This is a genomic window from Mesorhizobium sp. M0816 (assembly GCF_040320005.1).
Classification (GTDB): Bacteria; Pseudomonadota; Alphaproteobacteria; order Rhizobiales; family Rhizobiaceae; genus Mesorhizobium.
On the sequence record NZ_JAMYOT010000001.1, the window covers coordinates 106,204 to 127,581 of the forward strand.

Annotated in this window: 21 protein-coding genes and 1 pseudogene; 12 read left to right on the plus strand and 10 right to left on the minus strand. The window is 61.6% G+C overall.

What is annotated here, in order from left to right; genetic code table 11:
- The first annotated feature begins 73 nt into the window (after nucleotides 1–73).
- The 8 genes from add (at nucleotide 74) to guaD (ending at nucleotide 9,746) form a co-directional block, all read left to right on the plus strand.
- Nucleotides 74–1,114 carry an adenosine deaminase gene (add, locus tag NKI17_RS00530; protein WP_352905244.1) on the plus strand — a complete coding sequence of 347 codons (1,041 nt, stop codon included), beginning with the start codon at nucleotides 74–76 and terminating at the stop codon, nucleotides 1,112–1,114.
- 27 nt (nucleotides 1,115–1,141) lie between these two features.
- Nucleotides 1,142–2,263, plus strand: coding sequence for a BMP family ABC transporter substrate-binding protein (locus tag NKI17_RS00535; RefSeq protein ID WP_352449822.1), 1,122 nt, complete (start codon nucleotides 1,142–1,144; stop codon nucleotides 2,261–2,263).
- A 114-nt stretch (nucleotides 2,264–2,377) separates the two neighbouring features.
- Nucleotides 2,378–3,982 carry an ABC transporter ATP-binding protein gene (locus NKI17_RS00540; RefSeq protein WP_352905347.1) on the plus strand — a complete coding sequence of 535 codons (1,605 nt, stop codon included), beginning with the start codon at nucleotides 2,378–2,380 and terminating at the stop codon, nucleotides 3,980–3,982.
- Nucleotides 3,983–3,984: 2 nt separating this feature from the next.
- Nucleotides 3,985–5,037 carry an ABC transporter permease gene (locus NKI17_RS00545; protein WP_352905245.1) on the plus strand — a complete coding sequence of 351 codons (1,053 nt, stop codon included), beginning with the start codon at nucleotides 3,985–3,987 and terminating at the stop codon, nucleotides 5,035–5,037.
- A 10-nt stretch (nucleotides 5,038–5,047) separates the two neighbouring features.
- Complete coding sequence (locus tag NKI17_RS00550; RefSeq protein WP_023674225.1) at nucleotides 5,048–5,983, plus strand: ABC transporter permease; 936 nt, start codon at nucleotides 5,048–5,050, stop codon at nucleotides 5,981–5,983.
- 7 nt (nucleotides 5,984–5,990) lie between these two features.
- Nucleotides 5,991–7,391: an 8-oxoguanine deaminase gene (locus NKI17_RS00555; RefSeq protein ID WP_352905246.1), complete on the plus strand. Its 1,401-nt coding sequence runs from the start codon at nucleotides 5,991–5,993 to the stop codon at nucleotides 7,389–7,391.
- A gap of 23 nt (nucleotides 7,392–7,414) precedes the next feature.
- The gene (locus NKI17_RS00560; RefSeq protein ID WP_352724107.1) at nucleotides 7,415–8,278 is read left to right on the plus strand and encodes an aromatic ring-hydroxylating dioxygenase subunit alpha; all 864 of its coding nucleotides are present in this window, start codon (nucleotides 7,415–7,417) and stop codon (nucleotides 8,276–8,278) included.
- Nucleotides 8,279–8,378: 100 nt separating this feature from the next.
- On the plus strand, nucleotides 8,379–9,746 hold the full coding sequence (gene guaD / locus NKI17_RS00565) for a guanine deaminase (RefSeq protein ID WP_352905247.1): 1,368 nt from the start codon (nucleotides 8,379–8,381) through the stop codon (nucleotides 9,744–9,746).
- 77 nt (nucleotides 9,747–9,823) lie between these two features.
- Here the strand turns inward: guaD and NKI17_RS00570 are convergent, their stop codons facing one another.
- Entirely contained in the window at nucleotides 9,824–10,879 is a 1,056-nt protein-coding gene (locus NKI17_RS00570) for an alpha/beta fold hydrolase (protein ID WP_352571146.1), read from the minus strand.
- Nucleotides 10,880–11,217: 338 nt separating this feature from the next.
- On the minus strand, nucleotides 11,218–11,802 hold the full coding sequence (locus NKI17_RS00575; RefSeq protein ID WP_352571145.1) for a glutathione binding-like protein: 585 nt from the start codon (nucleotides 11,800–11,802) through the stop codon (nucleotides 11,218–11,220).
- A 461-nt stretch (nucleotides 11,803–12,263) separates the two neighbouring features.
- Here NKI17_RS00575 and petA point away from each other — a divergent pair, with 461 nt between their 5' ends.
- The 4 genes and pseudogenes from petA (at nucleotide 12,264) to NKI17_RS00595 (ending at nucleotide 16,345) form a co-directional block, all read left to right on the plus strand.
- Complete coding sequence (gene petA, locus NKI17_RS00580; RefSeq protein ID WP_352571144.1) at nucleotides 12,264–12,740, plus strand: ubiquinol-cytochrome c reductase iron-sulfur subunit; 477 nt, start codon at nucleotides 12,264–12,266, stop codon at nucleotides 12,738–12,740.
- A gap of 15 nt (nucleotides 12,741–12,755) precedes the next feature.
- Nucleotides 12,756–14,051 carry a cytochrome b gene (locus tag NKI17_RS00585; protein WP_352724102.1) on the plus strand — a complete coding sequence of 432 codons (1,296 nt, stop codon included), beginning with the start codon at nucleotides 12,756–12,758 and terminating at the stop codon, nucleotides 14,049–14,051.
- A gap of 23 nt (nucleotides 14,052–14,074) precedes the next feature.
- Complete coding sequence (locus tag NKI17_RS00590) at nucleotides 14,075–15,592, plus strand: mechanosensitive ion channel family protein (RefSeq protein ID WP_352905248.1); 1,518 nt, start codon at nucleotides 14,075–14,077, stop codon at nucleotides 15,590–15,592.
- A gap of 26 nt (nucleotides 15,593–15,618) precedes the next feature.
- Nucleotides 15,619–16,345 (plus strand): annotated as a pseudogene (locus NKI17_RS00595) (pirin family protein).
- Between the two features lie 67 nt (nucleotides 16,346–16,412).
- On the opposite strand, the gene NKI17_RS00600 reads toward NKI17_RS00595, so the two are convergent.
- The 8 genes from NKI17_RS00600 to NKI17_RS00635 form a co-directional block, all read right to left on the minus strand.
- On the minus strand, nucleotides 16,413–16,844 hold the full coding sequence (locus tag NKI17_RS00600) for a DUF1810 domain-containing protein (RefSeq protein WP_352905249.1): 432 nt from the start codon (nucleotides 16,842–16,844) through the stop codon (nucleotides 16,413–16,415).
- Nucleotides 16,845–16,885: 41 nt separating this feature from the next.
- Nucleotides 16,886–17,167, minus strand: coding sequence for a GNAT family N-acetyltransferase (locus NKI17_RS00605; RefSeq protein WP_352798139.1), 282 nt, complete (start codon nucleotides 17,165–17,167; stop codon nucleotides 16,886–16,888).
- Between the two features lie 54 nt (nucleotides 17,168–17,221).
- Nucleotides 17,222–17,956 (minus strand): sensor histidine kinase, encoded by a 735-nt coding sequence (locus NKI17_RS00610; RefSeq protein ID WP_352798136.1) that lies wholly within the window; start codon nucleotides 17,954–17,956, stop codon nucleotides 17,222–17,224.
- Between the two features lie 128 nt (nucleotides 17,957–18,084).
- On the minus strand, nucleotides 18,085–18,522 hold the full coding sequence (locus NKI17_RS00615) for a CBS domain-containing protein (protein WP_352619266.1): 438 nt from the start codon (nucleotides 18,520–18,522) through the stop codon (nucleotides 18,085–18,087).
- Nucleotides 18,523–18,659: 137 nt separating this feature from the next.
- Nucleotides 18,660–19,181, minus strand: a complete 522-nt coding sequence (locus NKI17_RS00620; RefSeq protein WP_023674208.1) for a carboxymuconolactone decarboxylase family protein — start codon at nucleotides 19,179–19,181, stop codon at nucleotides 18,660–18,662.
- 266 nt (nucleotides 19,182–19,447) lie between these two features.
- On the minus strand, nucleotides 19,448–20,095 hold the full coding sequence (locus NKI17_RS00625) for an HD domain-containing protein (protein WP_352455792.1): 648 nt from the start codon (nucleotides 20,093–20,095) through the stop codon (nucleotides 19,448–19,450).
- Between the two features lie 51 nt (nucleotides 20,096–20,146).
- Nucleotides 20,147–20,548, minus strand: a complete 402-nt coding sequence (locus NKI17_RS00630; protein ID WP_352455791.1) for a cupin domain-containing protein — start codon at nucleotides 20,546–20,548, stop codon at nucleotides 20,147–20,149.
- Nucleotides 20,549–20,594: 46 nt separating this feature from the next.
- The gene (locus NKI17_RS00635; RefSeq protein ID WP_023674205.1) at nucleotides 20,595–21,353 is read right to left on the minus strand and encodes an SDR family oxidoreductase; all 759 of its coding nucleotides are present in this window, start codon (nucleotides 21,351–21,353) and stop codon (nucleotides 20,595–20,597) included.
- Nucleotides 21,354–21,378: the final 25 nt, after the last annotated feature.

Genomic DNA, 21,378 nt, shown 5'->3' on the forward strand with positions numbered 1-21,378 from the left:
AACTCGGCAGCCGTCCGTCGCCCAAGAAAACCAGGTGCGGCTTGGGATTGCCGGTCCGGGCGGGTGAGCGTCGATGTCGTTGTCAAGTTTCATTCAGCTTATACCCAAGGTCGAGTTGCACTTGCACCTCGAGGGTGCCGTCTCCACAGAGACATTCGCCGAGCTGGCGGCGCTGAACGCGGTGCCGCTGCCGGACGGCAGACCGACATCGGAGCTCTACAACTACGGCAACCTGCTGGATTTCCTGAAGATTTACGATCTGGTTTGCGCCTCGATCAGGACTGCGGACGATTTCTCTCGCATCACCTTCGAGGCACTGGAGCGCTGCGCGAAGGCCGGTGCGCGCTACGTCGAACTGTTCTTCAGCCCGCATGCGCATCTGGCTCATGGCGTGGCCTATTCGACTATGCTCGAAGGCATCCTCGACGGCTTTCACCGCGCAAAGGAGCGCTATGGGCTTATAGCAAAGCTGATACCGGCGCATGCGAAGCCGCTCGGCGCGGCAGGTGGCGAGCGCTTCCTGGACATGGTTCTGGCCGAGCGCCCGGCTGAGGTGATCGGCATCGGCTTCGATTACGACGAACGCCCGAACCCACCGCCGATGTTCGCGCGCATCGTCGAGCGAGCCCGGGCGGCCGGGCTCAATGTCACCAACCATGCGGGCGAGGACGGCCCGGCGGGCTACGTCCGCGATACCGTCGACGTCCTCGGCCTGAGACGGATCGACCACGGCTACCACGTGGTCGACGACCCGGCGCTGATGGAACAGTGCAGGGAAATGGGCATCGTCTTCACCTGCTGTCCGAGCACGACGCTGGCCACCACTGTCTGGCGCGACCTTTCCGCGCCCGACCACGCGATCCGCCGCATGATCGAGGCCGGACTTACCGTGACGATCCACTCCGACGATCCGCCCATGTTCGCCACGACGCTCGACCGCGAATACGCGCTGATCGCGGAGAATTTCGCGCTCGGGCCGCCGGCACTGAAGCGGATCGCGCTGGCTGGCCTGTCCGCCGCATGGCTCGACGACGACATCAAGCAGGCATGGCTGGCCGACTGGTCGGCAGAAATCGACCGCCTCATGGAAACCGAACTGTCTCTCCCGAACTGAACACAACACGGAACAAAGGACCGACGCATGATCGACCTGCGCAATCTCTCCCGCCGAGGCTTCCTCAACATGGGCGCCGCAGCCGGCGCCTCGCTGCTCCTGCCGAAATCCGGCCTTATCACGCCCGCCCATGCACAGACGCCGCTCGCCGCCGTCGCCGAGGAAAACGCTGTCATCGCCTTCGGCCACACCGGTCCGGTGACCGATGAAGGCTGGACCTGGAGCCACGACCAGGGCATGAAGGCCGTGCAGGAAGCGTTCCCGAAGCTGAAGACGCTGTTCGTCGAAAGCATCCCCTATTCGGCCGACGCGACCCGCACCTTCCGCCAGTTCGTCTCGGAAGGTGCCAACATGGTGTTTGCCACCTCCAACTATGGCGACTTCCTCTACGACGTGGCCAAGCGTTCGCCGGACGTCGCCTTCTATGAATGCGATGGCCGCAACCCGCTCGAAAATCTCTCGACCTATTACCTCGCCCATTGGTACCCGACCTACGTCACCGGTGTCGCCGCGGGCCTGATGAGCAAGAGCGGCAAGCTCGGCTACGTCGCCTCCTTCCCTGTTCCGTCGGTCTTTTCCGGCACCAACGCCTTCCTGATGGGCGCCCGTTCGGTCAATCCCAACGCCACGGTGCAGACCATCGTCATCAACTCGTGGTTCGATCCGCAGGCTGCCACCCAGGCCGGCACCGCACTCATCGACAACGGCGCCGACCTTCTGTTCGGCATCATGGACGAAGCAGGCTATCTGCAGGTGGCCGAGCAGCGCGGCGCGAAGGCCGTCATGTGGAATACCGACATCCGCCGCTACGGGCCGAAGGCCTACGTCTCCTCGATCGCCATCGACTTCAAGAAATTCTATGTCGACCAGGTGCGCCTGCGCCTCGAAGGCAAGTGGACGCCCTCGCAGACCATCCTGCCGATGGGCGGCGGTATCGACCGCGATGCCTGGGGCGAGACGGTGCCCACCGAGGTCGCAAAGCAGGCCGATGCCGTGCGCGACAAGATTCTCGGCGGCTGGAGCCCGTTCGAGGGCGAGATCAAGGACACCAAGGGCAACGTCAAGGTGGCTGCCGGCCATCGCATGACCGAAGAGGAACTCTACAACTGGGATTGGTCGATCGAAGGCGTCAGCGGCCTCCAAGCGTGATCCCGAAAGATTGCAGAGTTTTCGGATAGACTATGCGGCAGAAGGCAAAGAGCTAGCGGGATGAATGATTTTGTTCCAGTTCATCATGCTTCGAGCGAGCACCGCTACGGCGGCATGGAGGTGCCGTCCACCTCCCCGGGGCGTTACGAGCCTGGCTCCGGCGCGCCGCCGCTCGTGCTGCTCAAGGGCATCAGCAAATATTTCCCCGGCGTCGTTGCCAACCAGGATGTCGACCTGGACGTGATGCCGGGGGAGATCCACGCCTTGCTCGGCGAGAATGGCGCCGGCAAATCGACCTTGATGAACATCCTCACCGGCATCTATCAGCCGGATGCCGGTGAGATCGTCGTCGACGGCTATGCCAAACGTTTCGCGTCACCAGTCGATGCGATCTTCGCCGGTATTGGCATGGTCCACCAGCATTTCAAGCTGGTGACCGCCTTCACGGTCGCCGAGAATATTCATCTCGGCTGGTCCGAAACGCCCAAGCGTATTGGCTCGTCGGTGCTCGAGGCGCGGACTGCCGCACTGGCCGACAAGCTGAACCTCGCGGTACGGCCATCCGCGCGCGTCGCCGATCTTTCGACCGGCGAGCAGCAGCGCGTGGAAATCCTACGCGTGCTCGCGCGCAATGCCCGTGTTCTGATCCTCGACGAGCCGACTGCAGTGCTTACTCCGGCGGAAGCGCGCGAGCTCTTCAAGGCGCTCAAGCAGTTCGTGTCCCGGGGCAATGCGGTGATCTTCATCAGCCACAAGCTCGACGAGGTCCTGGAAATATCAGACCGCATCACCGTGCTGCGCGGCGGCCGCAAGGTGGCCACCGAAAATACCGCGGACTGCGGCGAGAAGATGCTGGCGCGCCTGATGGTTGGCCGTGAGATCGTGCTTAGCAATCTGCGTGCCAGGCAGCCAGGCGCGGCCGACATCTCCGCCGAGCCGGTGCTCAGCCTCAAATCCGTCGTCGCGCGTGACGACGTGGGCGGCATCCTTCTCGACGAGGTTTCGCTCGACATCCATGCCGGCGAGATCCTCGGCATCGCCGGTGTGGCCGGCAACGGCCAGAAGGAGCTGACCCAGGCCGTCACCGGCTTACGGCTGATCCATTCCGGCCAGATACTGCTCGGCGGAAAGGACGTCACGACCGCCGGCGCGGTCGATTACGCGAAGTTCGGCGTCGGCCACATTCCCGAAGACCGGCTGCACAGCGGCCTGGCGCCGGCGCTGTCAATCACCGACAACGCCATAATCCGCGAATATGCGTCGGCGCCTGTTTCAAAGGGCTTCGCGTTCCGACCGCGCCTTGCGGCTGCTCTCGCGCGCACGATCGCCGAAGCGGCATCCGTTGCTGTGCCCGATTTCGGCATGCCCATGCGCAACCTTTCCGGCGGTAATCAGCAGCGCCTCGTCGCACGCCGCGAGATGCGCATCGCAAGCAAGGTTCTGATCGCCGCCTATCCGAGCCGCGGCCTCGATGTCGGAGCGATCAACACGATGATGCACTACCTCGTCGAATTGCGCGATGCCGGCGTCGGTGTGCTCTTCATTTCCGAGGAGCTGGAAGAGCTGTTCAATCTGTCGGATCGCATCGCCGTGATGTTCCATGGCAGGATCATGGGCGCGGTGGAGACTGCCTCCACCGACATCGAGGAAATCGGCCTGATGATGGGCGGGCAGATGCGGTCCAGTGCTGGCGCCCAGGCCGCTGCCGGGAAGCACTGACCTTGGCGATCAAGTTTCAGCGCGTTCCATCCGCGCAGCCCTCCGTTGCCTTTGCGGCACGTGCCCTGGCGATCGTGCTGGCGCTGGGGGTCGCCGGCCTGGTTCTGGCCGCTCGCGGCAATGCTCCCGTCGAACTCGCCTGGGAGGTGCTCAGCTCGACTTTTGGCTCGAGCTTCGGGCTGGAAGACGTCGGACTTCTGGTCACTCCCCTGATCCTGACCGGCCTGTCGGTCTGGGTAGCGCTGAGAATCGGCGCCTGGAACATCGGCGCGGAGGGCCAATTCTATGCCGGCGCCTTCAGCGCCACGGCGGTCGCGCTGTTCATTCCCGGCCCGACCTGGCTGATCCTGCCTGTTATGTTCACCGCTGGCGCGCTCGGCGGGCTGCTCTGGATACTGGTGCCGACGCTGGCGCGCGCCTATGCCGATGTCAGCGAACTCATCACCACCCTGCTTCTGAATTTCGTGGCGACGCTGATGGTCTATTACGTCGCCACCGGCCCATGGCTCGACCCGAGCGGCCATGCGCTCGCGACCACCGCACGTCTGCCGCATGACGTGCCTGAATTCTGGGGTATCGTGCACTACGGTTTCCCGCTGGCGATCCTGCTCACCTTTGTCATCGCAGGACTGCTCAACTACACGCGCTGGGGCTACGAGGTAAGGATCGCTGGGTCGAATCCAAGCGCGGCGCTTTATGCGGGCATGCCGTTCCGCCGCCGTCTGATCGTCGTCCTGCTGATGTCGGGAGCGATCGCCGGCATCGCCGGTATGCTGGAAGTTGCTGGCACGGTGCATCGCCTGCAGGGCGGCATTTCCAACAATTTCGGCTATCTCGGCATCATGGTCGCGGTGCTGGCGCGCGGTTCCTCACTTGGCGTGCTCGCAGGCGCGGCTTTGATGGGCGTCATCCTGAATTCGGGCATCATCCTGCAGACGCAAGGCATCACCGTCTCGGCCGTGCTCGCCATCACCGGACTGATCCTGTTCTTCACGGCGATCGGCAACGAACTCGCTCACTACCGCATCACGCGGACCGAACCGGCCGCGAGCTGAGGAAACACCCATGGACATGATCGCCGGACTGATCCAGACCTCCATTCTCGCCGGCGGCGTGCTGGCGCTGGCGGCGCTGGGCGAGACGCTCTCCGAGCGCGCCGGCGTCGTCAATCTCGGCGTCGAAGGGCTTATGGCGCTCGGTGCAATCACTGGCATCGCGGTCGTCGTCGCCACGCCGCACCCTATGCTCGGCTTCGTCCTTGCACTTGCCGTCGGTTTCCTCGTTGGCTGCGTCTTCGCTCTTGGCACCGTCGTCGTCAAAGCGAACCAGGTGTTGTGCGGCCTGGCGCTGACGCTGATGGGCACCGGCATGGCCGCAACGATCGGTCGCGCCTATTCCGGCATGCCGGCGCCGGCGACCTTCGCGCCGATCGCTATTCCCTATCTTAGCGACATCCCGCTGCTCGGTCGCGCGATCTTCACGCAGAACATCCTTGTCTACCTGATCTACATCGTCCTGCCGGTTGTGCTGCACTACATCATGTTCCGCACGCGCCACGGGCTGAACATGCGCGCGGTGGGCGAAAACCCCGCGGCAGCCGACGCCGCCGGCATTTCGGTGCAAAGCATCCGCTTCTGGTATGTCGCCGCGGGCTCGGCGCTGGCGGCCGGCGCCGGCGCTTACCTCACGCTTGCCTTCGTGCCCTCCTGGTCGGAAGGCGTCGTGGCCGGCCGCGGCTGGATTGCCGTCTCTCTCGTCATCTTCGCAGGCTACCGGCCCCTCAACGCCGTGCTGGCCGCTCTGCTGTTCGGTCTCATCACCTCTCTCGGCTTCGTCGGCCAAGCACGCAACTGGCCGATCGCGGCGCCGATCCTGTCGATGCTGCCCTATCTCGGCACGATCGCCCTGATCATCGTGCCGGTGCTTGCCTGGCAGCGCATGCGCCGGGTAATGGCCGCGCCGGCTGCTCTCGGCGAACCCTATTTCCGCGACATGCGTTGAGACCATCATGCCCCGCCTGCTTGTCAAGAACATCGATCTGCTCGCCACCTTCGATGGTACGCGCCGCGAGATTTCCGACGGCGCCTTGTTGATCGACGACAACGTCATCGAAGCGGTCGGCACCACCGCGGAACTCAGTGCCTCCAGTGCCGACGAGGTGCTCGACCTATCGGGCCATGTCGTCATGCCGGGCATGGTGAACACGCATCATCATATGTACCAGAACCTCACCCGTGTGATGGCTCAGAACGACGAGCTGCTTGTCTGGCTGAAGACGCTCTATCCGATCTGGGCCGAGCTCGACGACGATGCGATAGGCGTCTCGGCGCGCGTAGCGATGGCCGAGCTCATCCATTCGGGCTGCACGACCAGCTCCGATCACCTCTACATCTTGCCCAACAACTGCACGCTCGACGCGACGATCGGTGCGGCCCGCGATATCGGTCTGCGTTTCCACGCTGCGCGTGGAGCCATGTCGCGCGGCGAAAGCCAGGGCGGCTTGCCGCCGGATCGCTGCGTCGAAAAGGAAGAGGATATCCTGAAGGATGCCGAACGGCTGATCGGCGGCTATCACGACGCGTCGCGGCATTCGATGAGCCGAATCATCCTGGCTCCTTGCTCACCGTTCTCGGTGACTCCGGAGTTGATGCGCGATGCGGCATCGCTGGCGCGCAGCCACAAGGGCGTGAACCTGCATTCGCACCTTGCCGAAGAGCTTTTCGAGGAGAAGTACTGCCTCGAAATCTATGGCAAGCGGCCGGTCGAGTTCGCCGAATCCGTCGGCTGGCTCGGTGACGACGTCTGGTTCGCCCACTCGATTTTCATGACCGGCGACGAGATCGACCGCTTCGCCGAAACCGGCACCGGGGTCGCCCATTGCCCGTCGGCTAACATGCGCTGCGGCCAGGGCATCGCGAAGATCCGCGAGATGCTCGACAAGGGCGTGAAGGTCGGCCTTGGCGTCGACGGCTCGGCCTCGAACGACACGTCGAACCTGTTCATGGAAGCGCGGCTGGCGCTGATGCTTCAGCGTGTCGCGCCGCACCACTACCTCTCCGAAAAGCCCGGCGGCCGCGGCGGTTTCGGCGGCACGCCGACGGCGCTGTCCGCGCGCGAGGCCCTCGAAATGGCGACGCGCGGCGGCGCTGCCCTGCTCGGTCGCAATGACATCGGCCATCTCGCGCCCGGCATGTGCGCCGACTTCATCGCGGTCAAACGCAGCCAACTCGGCCTTTCCGGCACCGAGCGCGACCCGCTCGCCGCGCTGGTGCTTTGCGGACCCTTCAAGGTCGACTATTCCTACATCAACGGCCGGCAGATTATCGCGAGAGGCGACTTCGCCTCTTTCGATGTCGAGGCGGCGATGGCCGAACACCGGGCCGTGATGGACCGCATCTATCGGCAGTGAGATAGCACAGGAAGGACGCAACAATGACCATTAAGCGAGCTGCGGAGCAGGCGGCCCTCGACCAATGGTATTGCATTGACGCGCTGAACGAGATTCCGGTCGGCACGATGCCGAACCGGCTTCTGGGCATCGATCTGTTGGTAGCCCGCGATACGGCAGGCCCGGTCAATGTGTCGCGTGCCGGCGACGGCAGCCAAGTCCCGGCCAGGGAACGCTACGGCTATCTATGGATCACGCTCGGCATGCCGGCCGGCGATGTGCTGTCGATCCCGGAGGCCTATGAGGACGACCGCCGGCCTGTCGTTTGCGGAGCGATCGCGGTAAAGGCGTCCGGCCTGCGCATCGTCGAGAATTTCCTCGACATGGCGCATTTCCCCTTCGTCCATACCGACATATTGGGCGCCGAGCCGCACACGGAAGTGCGGCATTACACAACCGAAATCCGCCGCGACGTGGATGAGGTGTGGGCGACCAACTGCGAATTCTTCCAGCCGCAGGCGGCACTCTCGGCGACCGATGGCATCATGACCCAATACATGTACCGGGTCGCCAATCCTTTCGCGGTGATGCTCTACAAGACCTGCCCCAACTCGGCTACCCGGTGGGACGTGATCTGTCTGTTCGTGCAGCCCCTCGATCCGGACCGCTGCCGCGCGCACCCCGTCATGTTCCTGATCGACGACGTATCGACCACGACCGAACTGGTGCAGTTCCAGCAGCTCATCTTCCTGCAGGACCGCATCATCCTGGAGAACCAGCGGCCACTTCTTTTGCCGCTCGAGCCGCGCGCGGAAATCCCGACGCGGGCCGACGGCTCGTCGATCGCCTATCGCCGCTGGCTGAAGGAGAAGGGCATCACCTACGGCACGACGGCGCAAGCCGCATGAGCGGCTGCCCTTCCGATATTGTCATCGGCATCGACGGACGGGCAATCGCGCTCTGGCGCTTCGCGACGGCAGTGCGTAGCTGTTCTTCGGCGGAGGACAGGTGAGCGACCTGAGCGGCAAGACGCTTCTGGCCAGCGGCTTTCACGCTCCGGAGCGCGGGCTCGTGGAAGAGTTGCGCCATGCCCTGATCGCAATCGATCAATCAGGCATCATCGCCTCGGTGCTGCATCCGCATGGTGCTGGCTATGACGAGGCGCTGGAGGCCGCGCGCCGGACCGGTTCGCTGGCGACCTTGCCGGCGCAGAGTTATCTGCTGCCCGGCTTCGTCGATCTTCACGTGCACGCGCCGCAATATCCGCAGCTCGGCCGGGCGCTGGACGTGCCGCTCGAGGCCTGGCTCCACAAACACACGTTTCCCCTGGAGGCGCGCTACGCCGATCTCGCCTTCGCGCGGCGCAGCTACGGCCTGCTGGTCGACGACCTGATCGCTAACGGCACGACCACAGCGCTCTACTTCGCAACTATCCACCAGGACGCGACAAGGCTGCTCGTCGACATTTGCCTCGAACGCGGGCAACGTGCGCTGGTCGGCAAAGTGGCGATGGACAATCCCGACGAGTGCCCGGCCTATTATCGCGATACCTCGGCGGACGCGGCCATCGATGGCACGCGCGCTCTGATCGGCTACGTGCATGGGCATCCGGACAATGCCACGGGACGGGTAAAGCCGGTCATTACGCCGCGCTTCATCCCCTCCTGTACCGACGCCGCCCTCGAAGGGCTCGGCACGCTTGCGCAGGAATACGGCTGCCATGTGCAGACGCATTGCTCGGAGAGCGACTGGGCGCATGGCTACGTGCTGCAGCGCCACGGGATCAGCGACACGTCGAGCCTTGATCGCTTTGGCCTGCTGCGCGCCGGCAGCGTGCTCGCGCACGCCAATTTCATTACGCTTGCCGACATGGAGACGATCCGCGTGCGCAAGGCGGCCGTGGCGCACTGCGCCGTCTCCAACGCCTACTTCGCAGGCGCCGTGTTCCCGTTGAGGGCGGCCCTCGAGAAGGGTGTCAAGGTCGGGCTCGGCACCGACATTTCCGGGGGACCGAGCGCCTCGATGTTCGATGCGATGCGCGCGACGGTCATGTCGTCGCGCATGCTGGAAACCGGCACCGACCCGGCGCTAGCGGCCGAGACGCGCGGCACGGCCGGAACAGCACGCGTCGACTTTCGCGAGTCCTTCCACCTGGCGACGGCAGGCGGTGGCGCGGCACTCGGCTTGCCTGTGGGGCGATTCTCGCCTGGCTACCATTTCGATGCGATCCTGGTCGACACCGCCGCGCCCAGAGGCACAATTCACCTGTGGGACGAACTCGACGACGGCGACGGCATCCTTCAGAAGATCGTCTACTCCGCTTCCAGGGCCAACATCGCGTCGGTCTGGGTCGGCGGGAGAGCTGTTCTCGCCTAAGCGGACGGGAGGCTGTGCCGAGAACCAGGAATCTTCCCGTGTTATTCCTTACGGTCGGGGCACGTCATGGATTTTGATCAGTATTCGCCGACGTCGATGACAGCCTGGGCAAAGGCTTGCGGGGCTTCTTGAGGCAAGTTGTGGCCGATACCGCCGGTGATGATCCGGTGCGTGTATCTGCCCGAGAATTTCTTGGCGTAGGAACTGCTGTCGGGATGGGGTGCGCCATTGGCATCACCCTCAAGGGTAATGGTCGGCACTGTGATCACGGGAGCTTCGGCCAGCCGGTTTTCCAGAACGTCATATTCCGGCTCGCCCTGTGCCAGGCCGAGCCTCCAGCGGTAATTGTGAATGACGATGCTGACGTGATCCGGGTTGTCCAGTGCTGCGGCGCTGCGCTGGAAGATGTCATCGTCGAAATTCCACTGCGGCGAAGCGAGTTGCCAGATGAGTTTGGCGAAATCGCGCGTGTATTTCTCGTAGCCGGCGCGGCCGCGATCCGTGGCGAAGTAATACTGATACCACCATTGAAGCTCCGCCTCCGGGGCCAGCGGCACCATGCCGACCTGCTGATTTCCGATGAGATAGCCGCTCACCGAGACGATCGCCTTGCAACGCTCAGGCCAGAGCGCGGCAACGACATTGGCCGTTCGGGCGCCCCAGTCGCAGCCGGCGATCGTGGCCTTTTCGATCCCCAGCGCATCCATCAGGGCGATCGTATCCGCGGCGAGCGCCGACTGCTGGCCATTGCGCATCGTCTCGTCCGACAGGAATCGCGTAGTGCCGTAGCCGCGCAGGTAGGGCACAATCACGCGGTACCCCTTTGCGGCAAGCAGAGGAGCGACGTCGGTGTAGGTGTGAATGTCATAGGGCCAGCCATGAAGCAGGATCACTGAAGCACCTTCGGCAGGCCCCAGCTCCGCATATCCGACGCTCAGTTTTTCGGCATTGACCTGTCTGAGCGAGCCGAATGATTCCGGCCTGGCTTGCGTCGCGGACGCCCTCGCCTCGACCATCCAAGTGGCTGCCGGCGCGCTCAAGCCGAGTTCGGTGGCGGCGAACGTCATTGCTGTCGCACCGACAATGCGCCGGCGGCGATAATCGACCGTCTCGGGAGCCTTACTCGCATTCATGATGAAGCCTCTATGATGACCGACAAGCGGGAACAACTAGACCGGCCGCCGCATCGGCCGACAGGAAACATTGCGCTTATTTCGACGGTGACTGCGGCGAATCCAGTATTGCAACCACTCGGCCAGGGGGCAGTGCGGCGAGCTCTGACTGAATGTCGGTAAGGTCCAGCGTTTCCTCGATTTCCCTCCTCAGAAATTCGAGACGTAGGCCATCCCCGCGCTTGGAAGCGGCTGGATGTAGCATCCGCAGGAACGGCAGCATGAGAATGACTCCTGATCTTCTGTTTGGGCGAGAGGATATGTTGCATCTGATCTTATGCTCGAAGTCGCCCTCGGCTTCAGACGAGGCCCTCGCGATCCATTGCGATGCGCACGGCCGGCCGGGCAGCCATTCGGGCGCGAAGGGCTTGCAAGGGCGCGGGAACAGGGACGTGGAAGCGCGCCGCCCAAAGCAGCATCACGAAAAGATAAAAATCCGCGACGCTGGGTTTGTCGCCGAACAGATAGTCGGTCTCGAGCCCGTCAGCGAAGAACTCGAGTTGGCTCGTAATCGTCGCGCTCGCCCTGGCCTTTTCGGCATCGCTGCTTTGGTGCCACATCGGCTTGAAGCTTCGGTGTATTTCAGTTGAGACGTAGGTCAGCGCTTCGAGAAGGCGGGTACGGCCCAACGGCCCCGCCACTCCCAGTGGCGGGTATTGCGACGCAATCCAGTCGAGGACGGCGATATTTTCCGTCAGCGTTTCGCCGCTATCCAGCACGAGGGCTGGAACGTAGCCCTTGCGCGTGACGGTAGTGAAATCATCCCCGGAGCCTGTCCGTTTGGTCTTGAGGTTCACACTTTCGCGCTCGAAGGAAACACCGGCCTCTTCCAGAGCGATGTGGTCCGCCAGGCTGCAGGCGAGAGGGCTGTAGTAGAGTTTCACCGCTTTTCCCTTTTCTGAACCCGATTGAATCCCGCAATTGGTCGTCGCCGAGCGGAAAACCTGCCCCGCGCCACGCGAGACAACCGCTCCAGAAACTCGCACTTCGCGGAGACGACGACTACGACACCGACAGCCAGGCGTGCCTATGCCGAGGTATGGTCGGGCTGAAGTTCGGGATCGCCGTGCACAATGCCGGGACGTATGCCAGCTCAGTGGCCAACGGTTATCTGGAGGAATCCAGAACCTTCCATGATGGCATCGCCAGGCCAGCCAGTCCTTCGCTCAGGAAATCCTAAACGAAAGTATTGGACGCACGTGCCGTTGGCACGATGGCTCACACCCGGCCACGGCCGGCATATTTCACGCGACGTGAGCAGACTGGAAAGGCGAAAGCCGTGGCCTGCTTTTGCTCGATTGCCACCAACGCGATGACGCAGCTTCCGACAATAGGAGTCGCCATCATGGCCGACCTTTCCGAAACCCCCACAGCCGAGCACACATTGCGCGTCGAAGCGCCCGCCGCGATCGAGGTCGACGTCTCCTCGCTGACGCCGGGAACGTCGCTGATCGTCGACTGGCACGGCAAGCCGGTGGTCGTGCGCAACCGCACCGAAAAAGAGAGGAAGGACGGCCAGGCAGTCAGTCTCGCCGAGCTCAAGGATCCAATTGCCCGCAACGCCAACCTGCCGGCCGATGCGCCGGCAACCGACGCCAATCGAACTATGCCGGGCAAGGAAGCCTGGGTGGTGATGGTCCAGGTCTGCACCCATCTCGGCTGCATCCCGCATGGTCAGGAAGGCGATTTCGACGGCTGGTTCTGCCCCTGCCATGGTTCGCAATACGACACCGCGGGCCGCATCCGGAAGGGGCCGGCACCCGAGAACATGGCGGTACCGGTGTTCCAATTCGTTTCCGACACCAAGATCCGTATCGGCTGAGGCGAGCGCATTTCGATGAGCGGCGACAAACACTCGACCTATACGCCCAAAACCAGAATCGAACGTTGGTTCGATGCCCGCCTGCCGCTGCCGCGGCTGGTGCACGACAGCTTCATTGTCTATCCGGTGCCGCGCAACCTGAACTATGCCTATACGTTCGGCGGCATTCTCACGATCATGCTGGTTTCACAGATCCTGACCGGCATCGTGCTGGCGATGCATTACGCTCCTGATACGGGGCTGGCCTTCAACTCGGTCGAGCAGATCATGCGCGACGTGAATTCGGGCTGGCTGCTGCGCTATCTCCATTCCAACGGCGCGTCGTTCTTCTTCATTGCCGTCTACCTCCACATCTGCCGCGGGCTCTACTATGGTTCGTACAAGGCGCCGCGTGAGCTGCTGTGGGTGCTCGGTTGCACCAACCTCCTGCTGATGATGGCGACGGCCTTCATGGGTTACGTGCTGCCTTGGGGCCAGATGTCGTTCTGGGGCGCCACCGTCATCACCGGCTTCTTCACCGCCATCCCGCTGGTCGGCGACTGGCTCCAGCAGCTTTTGCTCGGCGGCTTCGCGGTCGACAATCCGACGCTGAACCGCTTCTTTGCGCTGCATTACCTGCTGCCATTTGTGCTTGCGGGCGTGGTGACCTTGCACATATGGGCGCTTCACGTCGTCGGCCAGAACAATCCGACCGGCATCGAGGTCAAATCGAAAACCGATGTCGTGGACTTCACGCCCTATGCCACCGTCAAAGATGCCTTCGGCATCCTCGTGTTCCTGTTCTTCTTCGCTTATTTCGTTTTCTACCTGCCGAACTACCTCGGCCATTCCGACAATAGCAGCATCGCCAATCCGCTGAAGACGCCGGCCCACATCGTCCCGGAATGGTACTTCCTGCCGTTTTACGCGATCCTGCGGGCCATCACCTTCAATATCGGGCCCATCGATTCCAAGCTCGGCGGCGTGCTCGCGATGTTCGGCTCGATCGCGGTGCTGTTCCTGGTGCCGTGGCTCGACACCTCGAGGGTACGCTCGGCGGTCTATCGGCCCTGGTACAGGGTGCTCTTCTGGCTGTTCGTTGCCAATGCTCTCTTTCTCGGTTGGCTCGGCTCCCGGCCGGCGGAAGGCGCATATATCGTCATGTCCCAACTGGCGACGCTTTACTATTTTGCGTTCTTCATCATCGCCATGCCGGTGCTCGGGCTGATCGAAAAGCCGCGACGGCTGCCGAATTCGATCACCGAAGCAGTTCTCGAAAAAGACAAGGCCAGCGGCAGAGGCCCGATCGCCGGGCCGGAGACCAAACATTGAACTTGGCATCGCGGTGATCGTTCATGAGCTGGTGGAACTCTCCTCTGGTCTACATCGTGTTGCTCGGCCTCGCCGGGATCGTCGTTTGGTCCCTCATCCCCAGACGCTTCGCCAATGCGAAGCTGGTCGTCCAACTCGGCTTTTTCCTCGCGATGTCGGCCATGGTTCTCGACCTGCGCGTCGTGCCATACGAGACCGCAGGGGACAACGAGACAACCGGAGGAGCGATCCTCATCGGCTCGGTCAAGCTGCTCTGGTGGGTTCACCTTGCCTGGGCGCTAATCGGATTTGTCCGTATCTATCTCGTCTTCGAGCGAAAGCCGCGCGAGGCACGTCTCCTGCAGGACGTCGTGGTCGGTGTCGTCTACGCTGGAATGTTCCTGTCGATCCTGGCGTTTGTCTTTGCAGTGCCGGTCGGAACGCTCATTGCCACGTCGGGCGTGTTTGCCGTCATCCTGGGACTGGCGCTCCAGAATACGCTTGGTGACGTATTTTCGGCGATCGCGCTTAACCTCGGCCGCCCTTACGTGCTTGGAAACTGGATCATTCTGGGCGACGGAACCGAAGGCCGCGTTGTCGAGACCAATTGGCGGTCGACCCAACTTCTGACCCCGACACACAATGTCGTGGCGCTGCCAAACAGCCTTCTCGCCAAGATCGGGGTAACAAATCTAAGCGGTCCGGACGAGAGCCATGGACTTGCCGTAACCGTCAAGGTGGCGCCAACGAAGACGCCGGCGATCATCGTAGAGCTCATGCGCACTGTCTTGCTGAGCTGCAATTCAATCCTCCAGGAGCCTTCGCCTTCGGTCACCATCAGAAGCCTGGATGCCGCAGCTATCGAGATCGAGTTGTTTTTTCGCGTCACAAGTATCGACCAGCGAAGTGCCGCTCGGAACGAAATCTTCGATCTCATTTATCGCCATTCAAAGTCGACCGGCATGCTGCTGGCGGAGCCATTTTCGGGCTCGATTGCCATGACCAACCGGCCGGGCCACGAGACGGCGGCCTCCCAAGGCTTCACCCCGATCGAACTCATCAATTCCATACCGGTATTCTCGGCGCTAACGGATACCGAGCAGGAGTCGCTCGCCAAAGCGGCCTCGGTTCGCACCTACCATAAGGGCGAAATCATCGCACGACAGGGAGAGATGCTGCCGTCGCTCATGATCGTGCGGACGGGAGTCATCGTCCGGCAAATTGGCGAGGGCGATGATCAACTGCAGGAGATCGGCCGGCTTGCACCTGGCGATTTCTTCGGCGAGACCGGCTTGCTCGCCGGCATTGGCGAGATGTCAAGTTTGCGGGCAATGACCCCCATCACGGTTTACGAGATAGACCAGGAAAACTTTGCGCCGCTGCTGCACGACAGGCCCGAAATGGCCGAAGATCTTGCCGCGATCCTGTCGATGAGGGTGTCGGCTCTTAATGAAAGCGGCATCGCCGGACAGCACCACGCGGGCTCCAAATTCGCGCTCCTCAAAGCCATTCAGACAGTCTTTCGCGCCGCTCCGTTCAAGCGCGTTCGGGCACCTGGCTGATAAGGCATGCAGAAGGACAGAGATCCATGACCATCCGCCAAAGCGATATCACAGGCATCGATACACTCATCCAGCCGGCTATCCGTGATTTTGCGGACGGACTGAAGATAAGGCGCGTATTGCCGTCCTCGAATCGCCTGATGATCCGGCCCTTCATCCTGTTCGACCATTTCGGCCCCACTATGTTCGACGCAGGTCACGGTTTCGATATGGGACCACATCCGCATATCGGCATTGCGGCCGTGACCTACCTGATCGATGGCGAGATCGTCCATCGCGACAATTTGGGTAAAGTGCAGACCATCCGTCCTGGCGAGGCCAACTGGATGACGGCCGGGTCGGGCATCGTCCATTCCGAGCGCACGCCACCGGACGTTCTCCGACATGGTCTATGCCGAAATTGTGCTCACGAGCGGTGCGCGCTACCAGGTGAAACCCGAACACCGTGAGCGTGCGATCTACATCGTCGCCGGTGAGGTTGGAATTGTCGGCCAGCTCGGTACGTTTCATGAGGCCGAATTAGTAGCTCTGGCGCCCGGCGCTGAGATTGTGCTCCAGGCGCCTGCCTTCCATGCGGCGAGACTGATGCTGATAGGAGGTGAGCCCCTGGCCGAGCCACGTCATATCTTTTGGAACTTCGTCTCCTCTTCAGCCGAACGGATCGAGCAGGCAAAGGCGGATTGGCGCGAACGCCGCTTCCCCGGCGTGCCGGGAGAGCACGAGCTCATGCCTCTGCCAGATGGCAGCGTGTGAGGGATAAGGCAGCGGATGGTGACCTCAGCGCCGCGACAGCTTTAGGCCGGGTGGCGCAGGCAGACCACTACGAAATCAAGTAGAGATCGTTCATCGTTTCCTCATCGAGCAAACCGGCGAACCAGACGTCGAAGATTGTCTCGAGCAGGAACTCGTCGTTGCTTGCTTCGGAAAAAAGCGTCAGGGACGCGTGCAACTTCTTCGCATCAACGTCACCGAAGACAGCGGGAGCGCTTAGGCCGGAGAGCCGTTGCAGGGTGCCAACGCATTCCCGATAACGGCCTCCGAGGATCGGAAATGACAGATAGGCGCTGGCTTCGTCGAGCGATGTGATTGCATATGGCTCAGGCGCTGCACCACTTGGCCTTGTGGCCAACCTTGGGAAGATGAGCTCCATATAGGGAGTGCACATCATCCCTCGACGTAGAATGGCCAGCGCGTCGTCGTAGACCGGATCCTGTGCGCTGACGAACCTCTGCAAATCATACTCGTCAGGCATTTGGATATATCCCTGGGAAACCCTCAACATTCGTGCCCTGACTAGCCGTCGACGACATCTGCATAGTCCGGGTGCTTGGCGAAAAAGCGGCTCATGAAGGGACATTTCAAGATCGCTTTACGGCCGGTTTTGCGGAGCAGTTCGAAGGTCCCTTGGGCCAATCGCGACGCGATCCCTTGTCCGGAAAATTCCGACGGGACTTCGGTGTGTATCAGCGCCACCTTCCCGCCCTCGAGCCCATAGTAGGCCGCCGCAAACATATCGCCGGCGATCGGCAGCTCGAAACGGTGCTGTTGGACGTCTTCAACGACTTGTGCATCCATCTCTATCTCTCGATTGTATGTCACGTCTGTCACCGGAGGGAGATTGGCCGGCCGCTATCGCACCGCAGGCAACCGCAGAGTGACGGTCGTGCCTGCCCCAAGTGTGCTCTGAATATCGATGCTTCCGCCTGACTGCTCGACAAAGCGCTTCACCATCGGCAGACCGACGCCGCCGAGGCCTTCGCTTTTGGTGGTGAAGAACGGATCGAAGGCGCAGACCATCGTCTCGCTGGTCATCCCGATACCGTTGTCCGCGACACGGATATCTACCTGACCGGCGGTAGAGCTCTCAGAGGCCAAGCCGGCATCGATCGAGATGAAACCGCCGTCAGGCATTGCATCGCGCGCGTTGAACAGAAGGTTCAGAACCGCATTTTGCAACCCAAAGCGATCGCATCTCACCAAAGGCAGGTCGGACCCAACCCGAAGCTCAAGACCGAAATTGGCATCCAAGGCGCTCCGCACGAGGGTTTCGATCTCAGCCAGGCAAGCATCTACGTTTGTGTATTCGATTTCCGCGTGGCTCTCTCGAGCCAGGCTGATGGTTTGCCGGACAAGGTCCCCAGCCCGTTCCAAAGCCGTTTTGGCGCCGGCAATTACAGGCCCAAGCGCCGGAGTCGCTTGGATGCTCGGATCGCGGGCCAGGTGGTTCAACGCCGACGAGGCGACCTGAATGAGATTGCCCAGGTCATGGACGATGCCGGCCGTCGACATTTGCACGGACATACCACTTCCAAGACCATCGGGCGGGCCGTCGAAGACATCTTCTTTTATGTCCGGACGAAACATTTCATAACCCCGTTGGCTCAGTCGACACCCATTTGCTTCAATACGCTATAATTTACGGCATTTATTGTCAATTATATCTAAGAAGCCTCCGATACATACTTCTGTATATCCAAACGATAGACCAAGCTCTATTGATAGCCGATCCCGCTGATGTAGTTGGCAAGCAGCCGTTCCTGCAGTTCCTCTTGTTTGAAAAGCGCCTTCATCGCATCACGGATATCGAGGACGCCTAGCGGTTTCGAGTCAGCCCCTAGCACCGGCACATTCTGAAGGCCTTGCGCGGCCATGGTCTGCCAGACTGAATGAAGGTCGTCATCGGGACCACAGGACACGATGGACGTGCTCATCAAAGCCGCAATCGGCGCTTCTGTTGGCCCTGAATTGGCCAGATGGCGGACAAGGTCGGACTTGCTCAGCACGCCTGCCGCCTCCCCACTGCCGTGGCACACCACGACCAGGCCTATTGCGGGCCTGGAAAGTGAGAGTGCCGCACTGCGGAGTGGAGCGTCGACATCGACCACCATGAGACGGGCCGATATTACTGGATGCAGACTGTCAATGCGCATGACGCCCTCCTGAGAGCGCCTCGCGGCCGCGGCCGGGAGGCTGAGATCGGTTCCAGTGTTGGTCGCCGAGCTCGGCGCCTTCGCCCGGCCGGTCAGAATGGCGCACAAACAAGCGCCATTCTGACCCATTCCAAAGATTAGCTCAGTGCTGCTTTGCTCAGGCCAAACTTCGCATCGCCCGAGCCCGGGACGGGTTTGAAGCCGATGTTCAGACGGTTCCAAGAGTTGACTGCCATGACAACGAAGGTCAGATCGGAGATTTCCTTCTCGGAAAGCTGCGACCTGACCCGATCGTAGATCTCGTCCGGGACACCCTGCTCGGGCAGCTTGGTCAAGACTTCCGTCCATGCCAAGGCTGCGCGCTCGCGAGGAACGAACAAGGTCGAATCCCGCCAGGCTGCCAGGTGGTAAAGGCGCAGTTCGCGCTCGCCATGGATCTTCGCCTGTTTGACGTGCATATCGAGGCAGAAGGTGCACCCGTTCAGCTGCGCGGCTCGGACTGCAACAAGGTCGCGGATCGGTTCTTCGATCGACCCCTCTCGCGTCGCACCAAGAAATTCAATAAATTTCTTCAGAAGTTCCGGCGACTGCTCGGCATAACTCGCGCGTTGGGCGACGGCTTTTCCCTTCGGAGCGACCGGTGACGCTGCAATATTCATTACTTATCTCCTTGAGGTGTTTGCAATCCATTGCAGCGTAAGGATGACCGGTGAGACGAGCTGTTGCTATCGTGCCGATGATATGTATTGCCACTCGATTTGGTTGGGGCGCCTAAACCGAAGTATAGGAGGTGGAAATTGGCACCTGACCGCTGCCCTCGGCAATTCGCTTTGGCGCAGGCATGCGACAGGCGCGCGGCGTTTGGGTCACTTGAAGGGCGAGGCTGAACCGACCGGTGTCGATAGAACCTGGATCGAAACTGCGTTCACTCTTCGAAGGGAGCGTTCATCACAAGATCAACTGCCGAAGTCGCCTTGTAGCCTGAAACAAAGCGCTCGCCGAAGTCCCGGGCAAAGTTGTCGTAGGTGGTTTCCGGCCTGACCTCGGCGATATGGCAAAAGCATCGCGTCATCCGTCGCTTCATTTGGAGGCGTGGAAACTCACCGATAATCTTTGCAATCTCGGCTGACGAAATGAGGCTGTATTGCAAGCCGACGACATCGAGACAGATGCCGGCTGTGCAAAGCGCCACCTCAGCCTCCTTGTAGAGGCCGATTGACGGCGTCGAGTTGAGCGCGACGCTGTCCCAGATCAATTGGGCGCGCCGCTCGTCGAAGCCGCCCTCCCGAACGAAAGTGCGGGCAAGATCGGCGCCTTCCACTTCGAAACGGCGCGGCCCGGCGAAGTCCTCATTGAGCGTGACGTCATGCAACAGGGTTGCAACGGCAACAACCTCCGCGTCGTGCTGGATATTCTGAATCTGTCCGATCCGGGCCGCGAAAAGCCAGGATCGGACCACGTGGTTGAACAGGTAGGGTTCACATCGCTGGCGGGCATGTTCGATCGCTCGGCCAACAAGCGGAGTATCGGGGACCAAAATCCCCGCAAGTGTGCGGATGGCGATCGAATTCATGTCACTGACCGTCCCTTCGCGTACGCCCCGATGGTCCCGGGGGCTACGATTTCATTTCGCGTTCGTCGTAAGTTCCGTCTCGCTGGTGTCGACGACGAAAATAGCAAGCAGACGTGCGCCTTCCGTCTTGCTGGCGTTTTCGCTGACGGCATGACGGTCGCCAGGGAATTCCGAGAAACTCTCGCCGGCGCGATAAGTCTTCACCGGCCCGTCGTTGACCTGGCTTCGGATCGCCCCCTCCAGGACCGTGGCATAGATGAACGCGGATTTGGGATGGGTATGAGCCGGCGACGTACCCCCAGGCGCGTACTCGACGAGCACGGCTTTCATGCTCTTGCCGGGCACGTTTGGAAGAGCCTGGTCGTAGACAAGCTTTACGTTGGCGGCGTCATTGGCCATTGCTGCGGTGACGGAAGCGGAGGTGAGCGCGGCGCAGAGAAGTGTTTTGATCATGTCTGGTCTCCTTGTTGTGCGAATGGCGGGCCTATCCGATGATTACTTACTTCGGTGGTGTGTATCGGCTGAGCCAATCATCGAAACGCACGGCGCCGATGCGCGCGTTCTCGCCGGGCACCAGCGTTCGATCGTCGATTGCCACTTGGCCGTAGTAGAGCGCGCCGGGATCCGGGACGACTTTGCGCGGGTCGTTGGTGGCCTTCAGGAAGCGCTCGACAAGTTCGCTCATGCGAACACGCTCCGGGCCGGCAATTTCGATCATGCCGTTCAACGGCGCGGCAAGCGCGACGTCCGCCATCGCATCGGCAACATTATCAGCCGCCATGGGTTGGAAGTAGGCCGGCGACATATGAATGGTATCCCCGACGGCGCCCGTGTTTGCGATGGCGGCGGTGAATTCGAAGAATTGAGTGGCGTGAACGATGGTGTAGGGAATTCCGGACTCCCTGATCAGCTTTTCCTGAAGCAACTTGCCGCGGAAATAGCCCATGCCCTGCAGCCGGTCGGTACCGACGACCGACAGCGCCACGTGATGACGGACGCCGGCGGCCGTTTCGGCGGCAAAAAGATTACGCCCGGATGCCTCGAAGAACTCCAGGGCAGCCTTTTCCTCGAACGACGGCGAGTTCGCGAGGTCGACGACGACCTGCGCACCGGCAAGCGCGGCCGCCAGACCCTCTCCCGTAACGGTGTTGACGCCCGAATTCGGCGACGCCGCAAGCACGTCGTGTCCTTTGTTTCGCAGTCTCTCCACGGTCTTTGAACCGATCAGCCCGGTTCCGCCGATGACGACGATCTTCATGTCTGGTCTCCTGGTGTTGCGTGTC

What these genes read in the sequence shown, in the direction of transcription:
- add (WP_352905244.1), top strand. Translation starts at nt 74, where the DNA reads ATGTCGTTGTCAAGTTTCATTCAGCTTATACCCAAGGTCGAGTTGCAC.
- NKI17_RS00535 (WP_352449822.1), top strand. Translation starts at nt 1,142, where the DNA reads ATGATCGACCTGCGCAATCTCTCCCGCCGAGGCTTCCTCAACATGGGC.
- NKI17_RS00540 (WP_352905347.1), top strand. Translation starts at nt 2,378, where the DNA reads ATGGAGGTGCCGTCCACCTCCCCGGGGCGTTACGAGCCTGGCTCCGGC.
- NKI17_RS00550 (WP_023674225.1), top strand. Translation starts at nt 5,048, where the DNA reads ATGGACATGATCGCCGGACTGATCCAGACCTCCATTCTCGCCGGCGGC.
- NKI17_RS00555 (WP_352905246.1), top strand. Translation starts at nt 5,991, where the DNA reads ATGCCCCGCCTGCTTGTCAAGAACATCGATCTGCTCGCCACCTTCGAT.
- NKI17_RS00560 (WP_352724107.1), top strand. Translation starts at nt 7,415, where the DNA reads ATGACCATTAAGCGAGCTGCGGAGCAGGCGGCCCTCGACCAATGGTAT.
- NKI17_RS00570 (WP_352571146.1), bottom strand. Translation starts at nt 10,879, where the DNA reads ATGAATGCGAGTAAGGCTCCCGAGACGGTCGATTATCGCCGCCGGCGC.
- petA (WP_352571144.1), top strand. Translation starts at nt 12,264, where the DNA reads ATGGCCGACCTTTCCGAAACCCCCACAGCCGAGCACACATTGCGCGTC.
- NKI17_RS00585 (WP_352724102.1), top strand. Translation starts at nt 12,756, where the DNA reads ATGAGCGGCGACAAACACTCGACCTATACGCCCAAAACCAGAATCGAA.
- NKI17_RS00590 (WP_352905248.1), top strand. Translation starts at nt 14,075, where the DNA reads ATGAGCTGGTGGAACTCTCCTCTGGTCTACATCGTGTTGCTCGGCCTC.
- NKI17_RS00600 (WP_352905249.1), bottom strand. Translation starts at nt 16,844, where the DNA reads ATGCCTGACGAGTATGATTTGCAGAGGTTCGTCAGCGCACAGGATCCG.
- NKI17_RS00605 (WP_352798139.1), bottom strand. Translation starts at nt 17,167, where the DNA reads ATGGATGCACAAGTCGTTGAAGACGTCCAACAGCACCGTTTCGAGCTG.
- NKI17_RS00610 (WP_352798136.1), bottom strand. Translation starts at nt 17,956, where the DNA reads ATGTTTCGTCCGGACATAAAAGAAGATGTCTTCGACGGCCCGCCCGAT.
- NKI17_RS00615 (WP_352619266.1), bottom strand. Translation starts at nt 18,522, where the DNA reads ATGCGCATTGACAGTCTGCATCCAGTAATATCGGCCCGTCTCATGGTG.
- NKI17_RS00620 (WP_023674208.1), bottom strand. Translation starts at nt 19,181, where the DNA reads ATGAATATTGCAGCGTCACCGGTCGCTCCGAAGGGAAAAGCCGTCGCC.
- NKI17_RS00625 (WP_352455792.1), bottom strand. Translation starts at nt 20,095, where the DNA reads ATGAATTCGATCGCCATCCGCACACTTGCGGGGATTTTGGTCCCCGAT.
- NKI17_RS00630 (WP_352455791.1), bottom strand. Translation starts at nt 20,548, where the DNA reads ATGATCAAAACACTTCTCTGCGCCGCGCTCACCTCCGCTTCCGTCACC.
- NKI17_RS00635 (WP_023674205.1), bottom strand. Translation starts at nt 21,353, where the DNA reads ATGAAGATCGTCGTCATCGGCGGAACCGGGCTGATCGGTTCAAAGACC.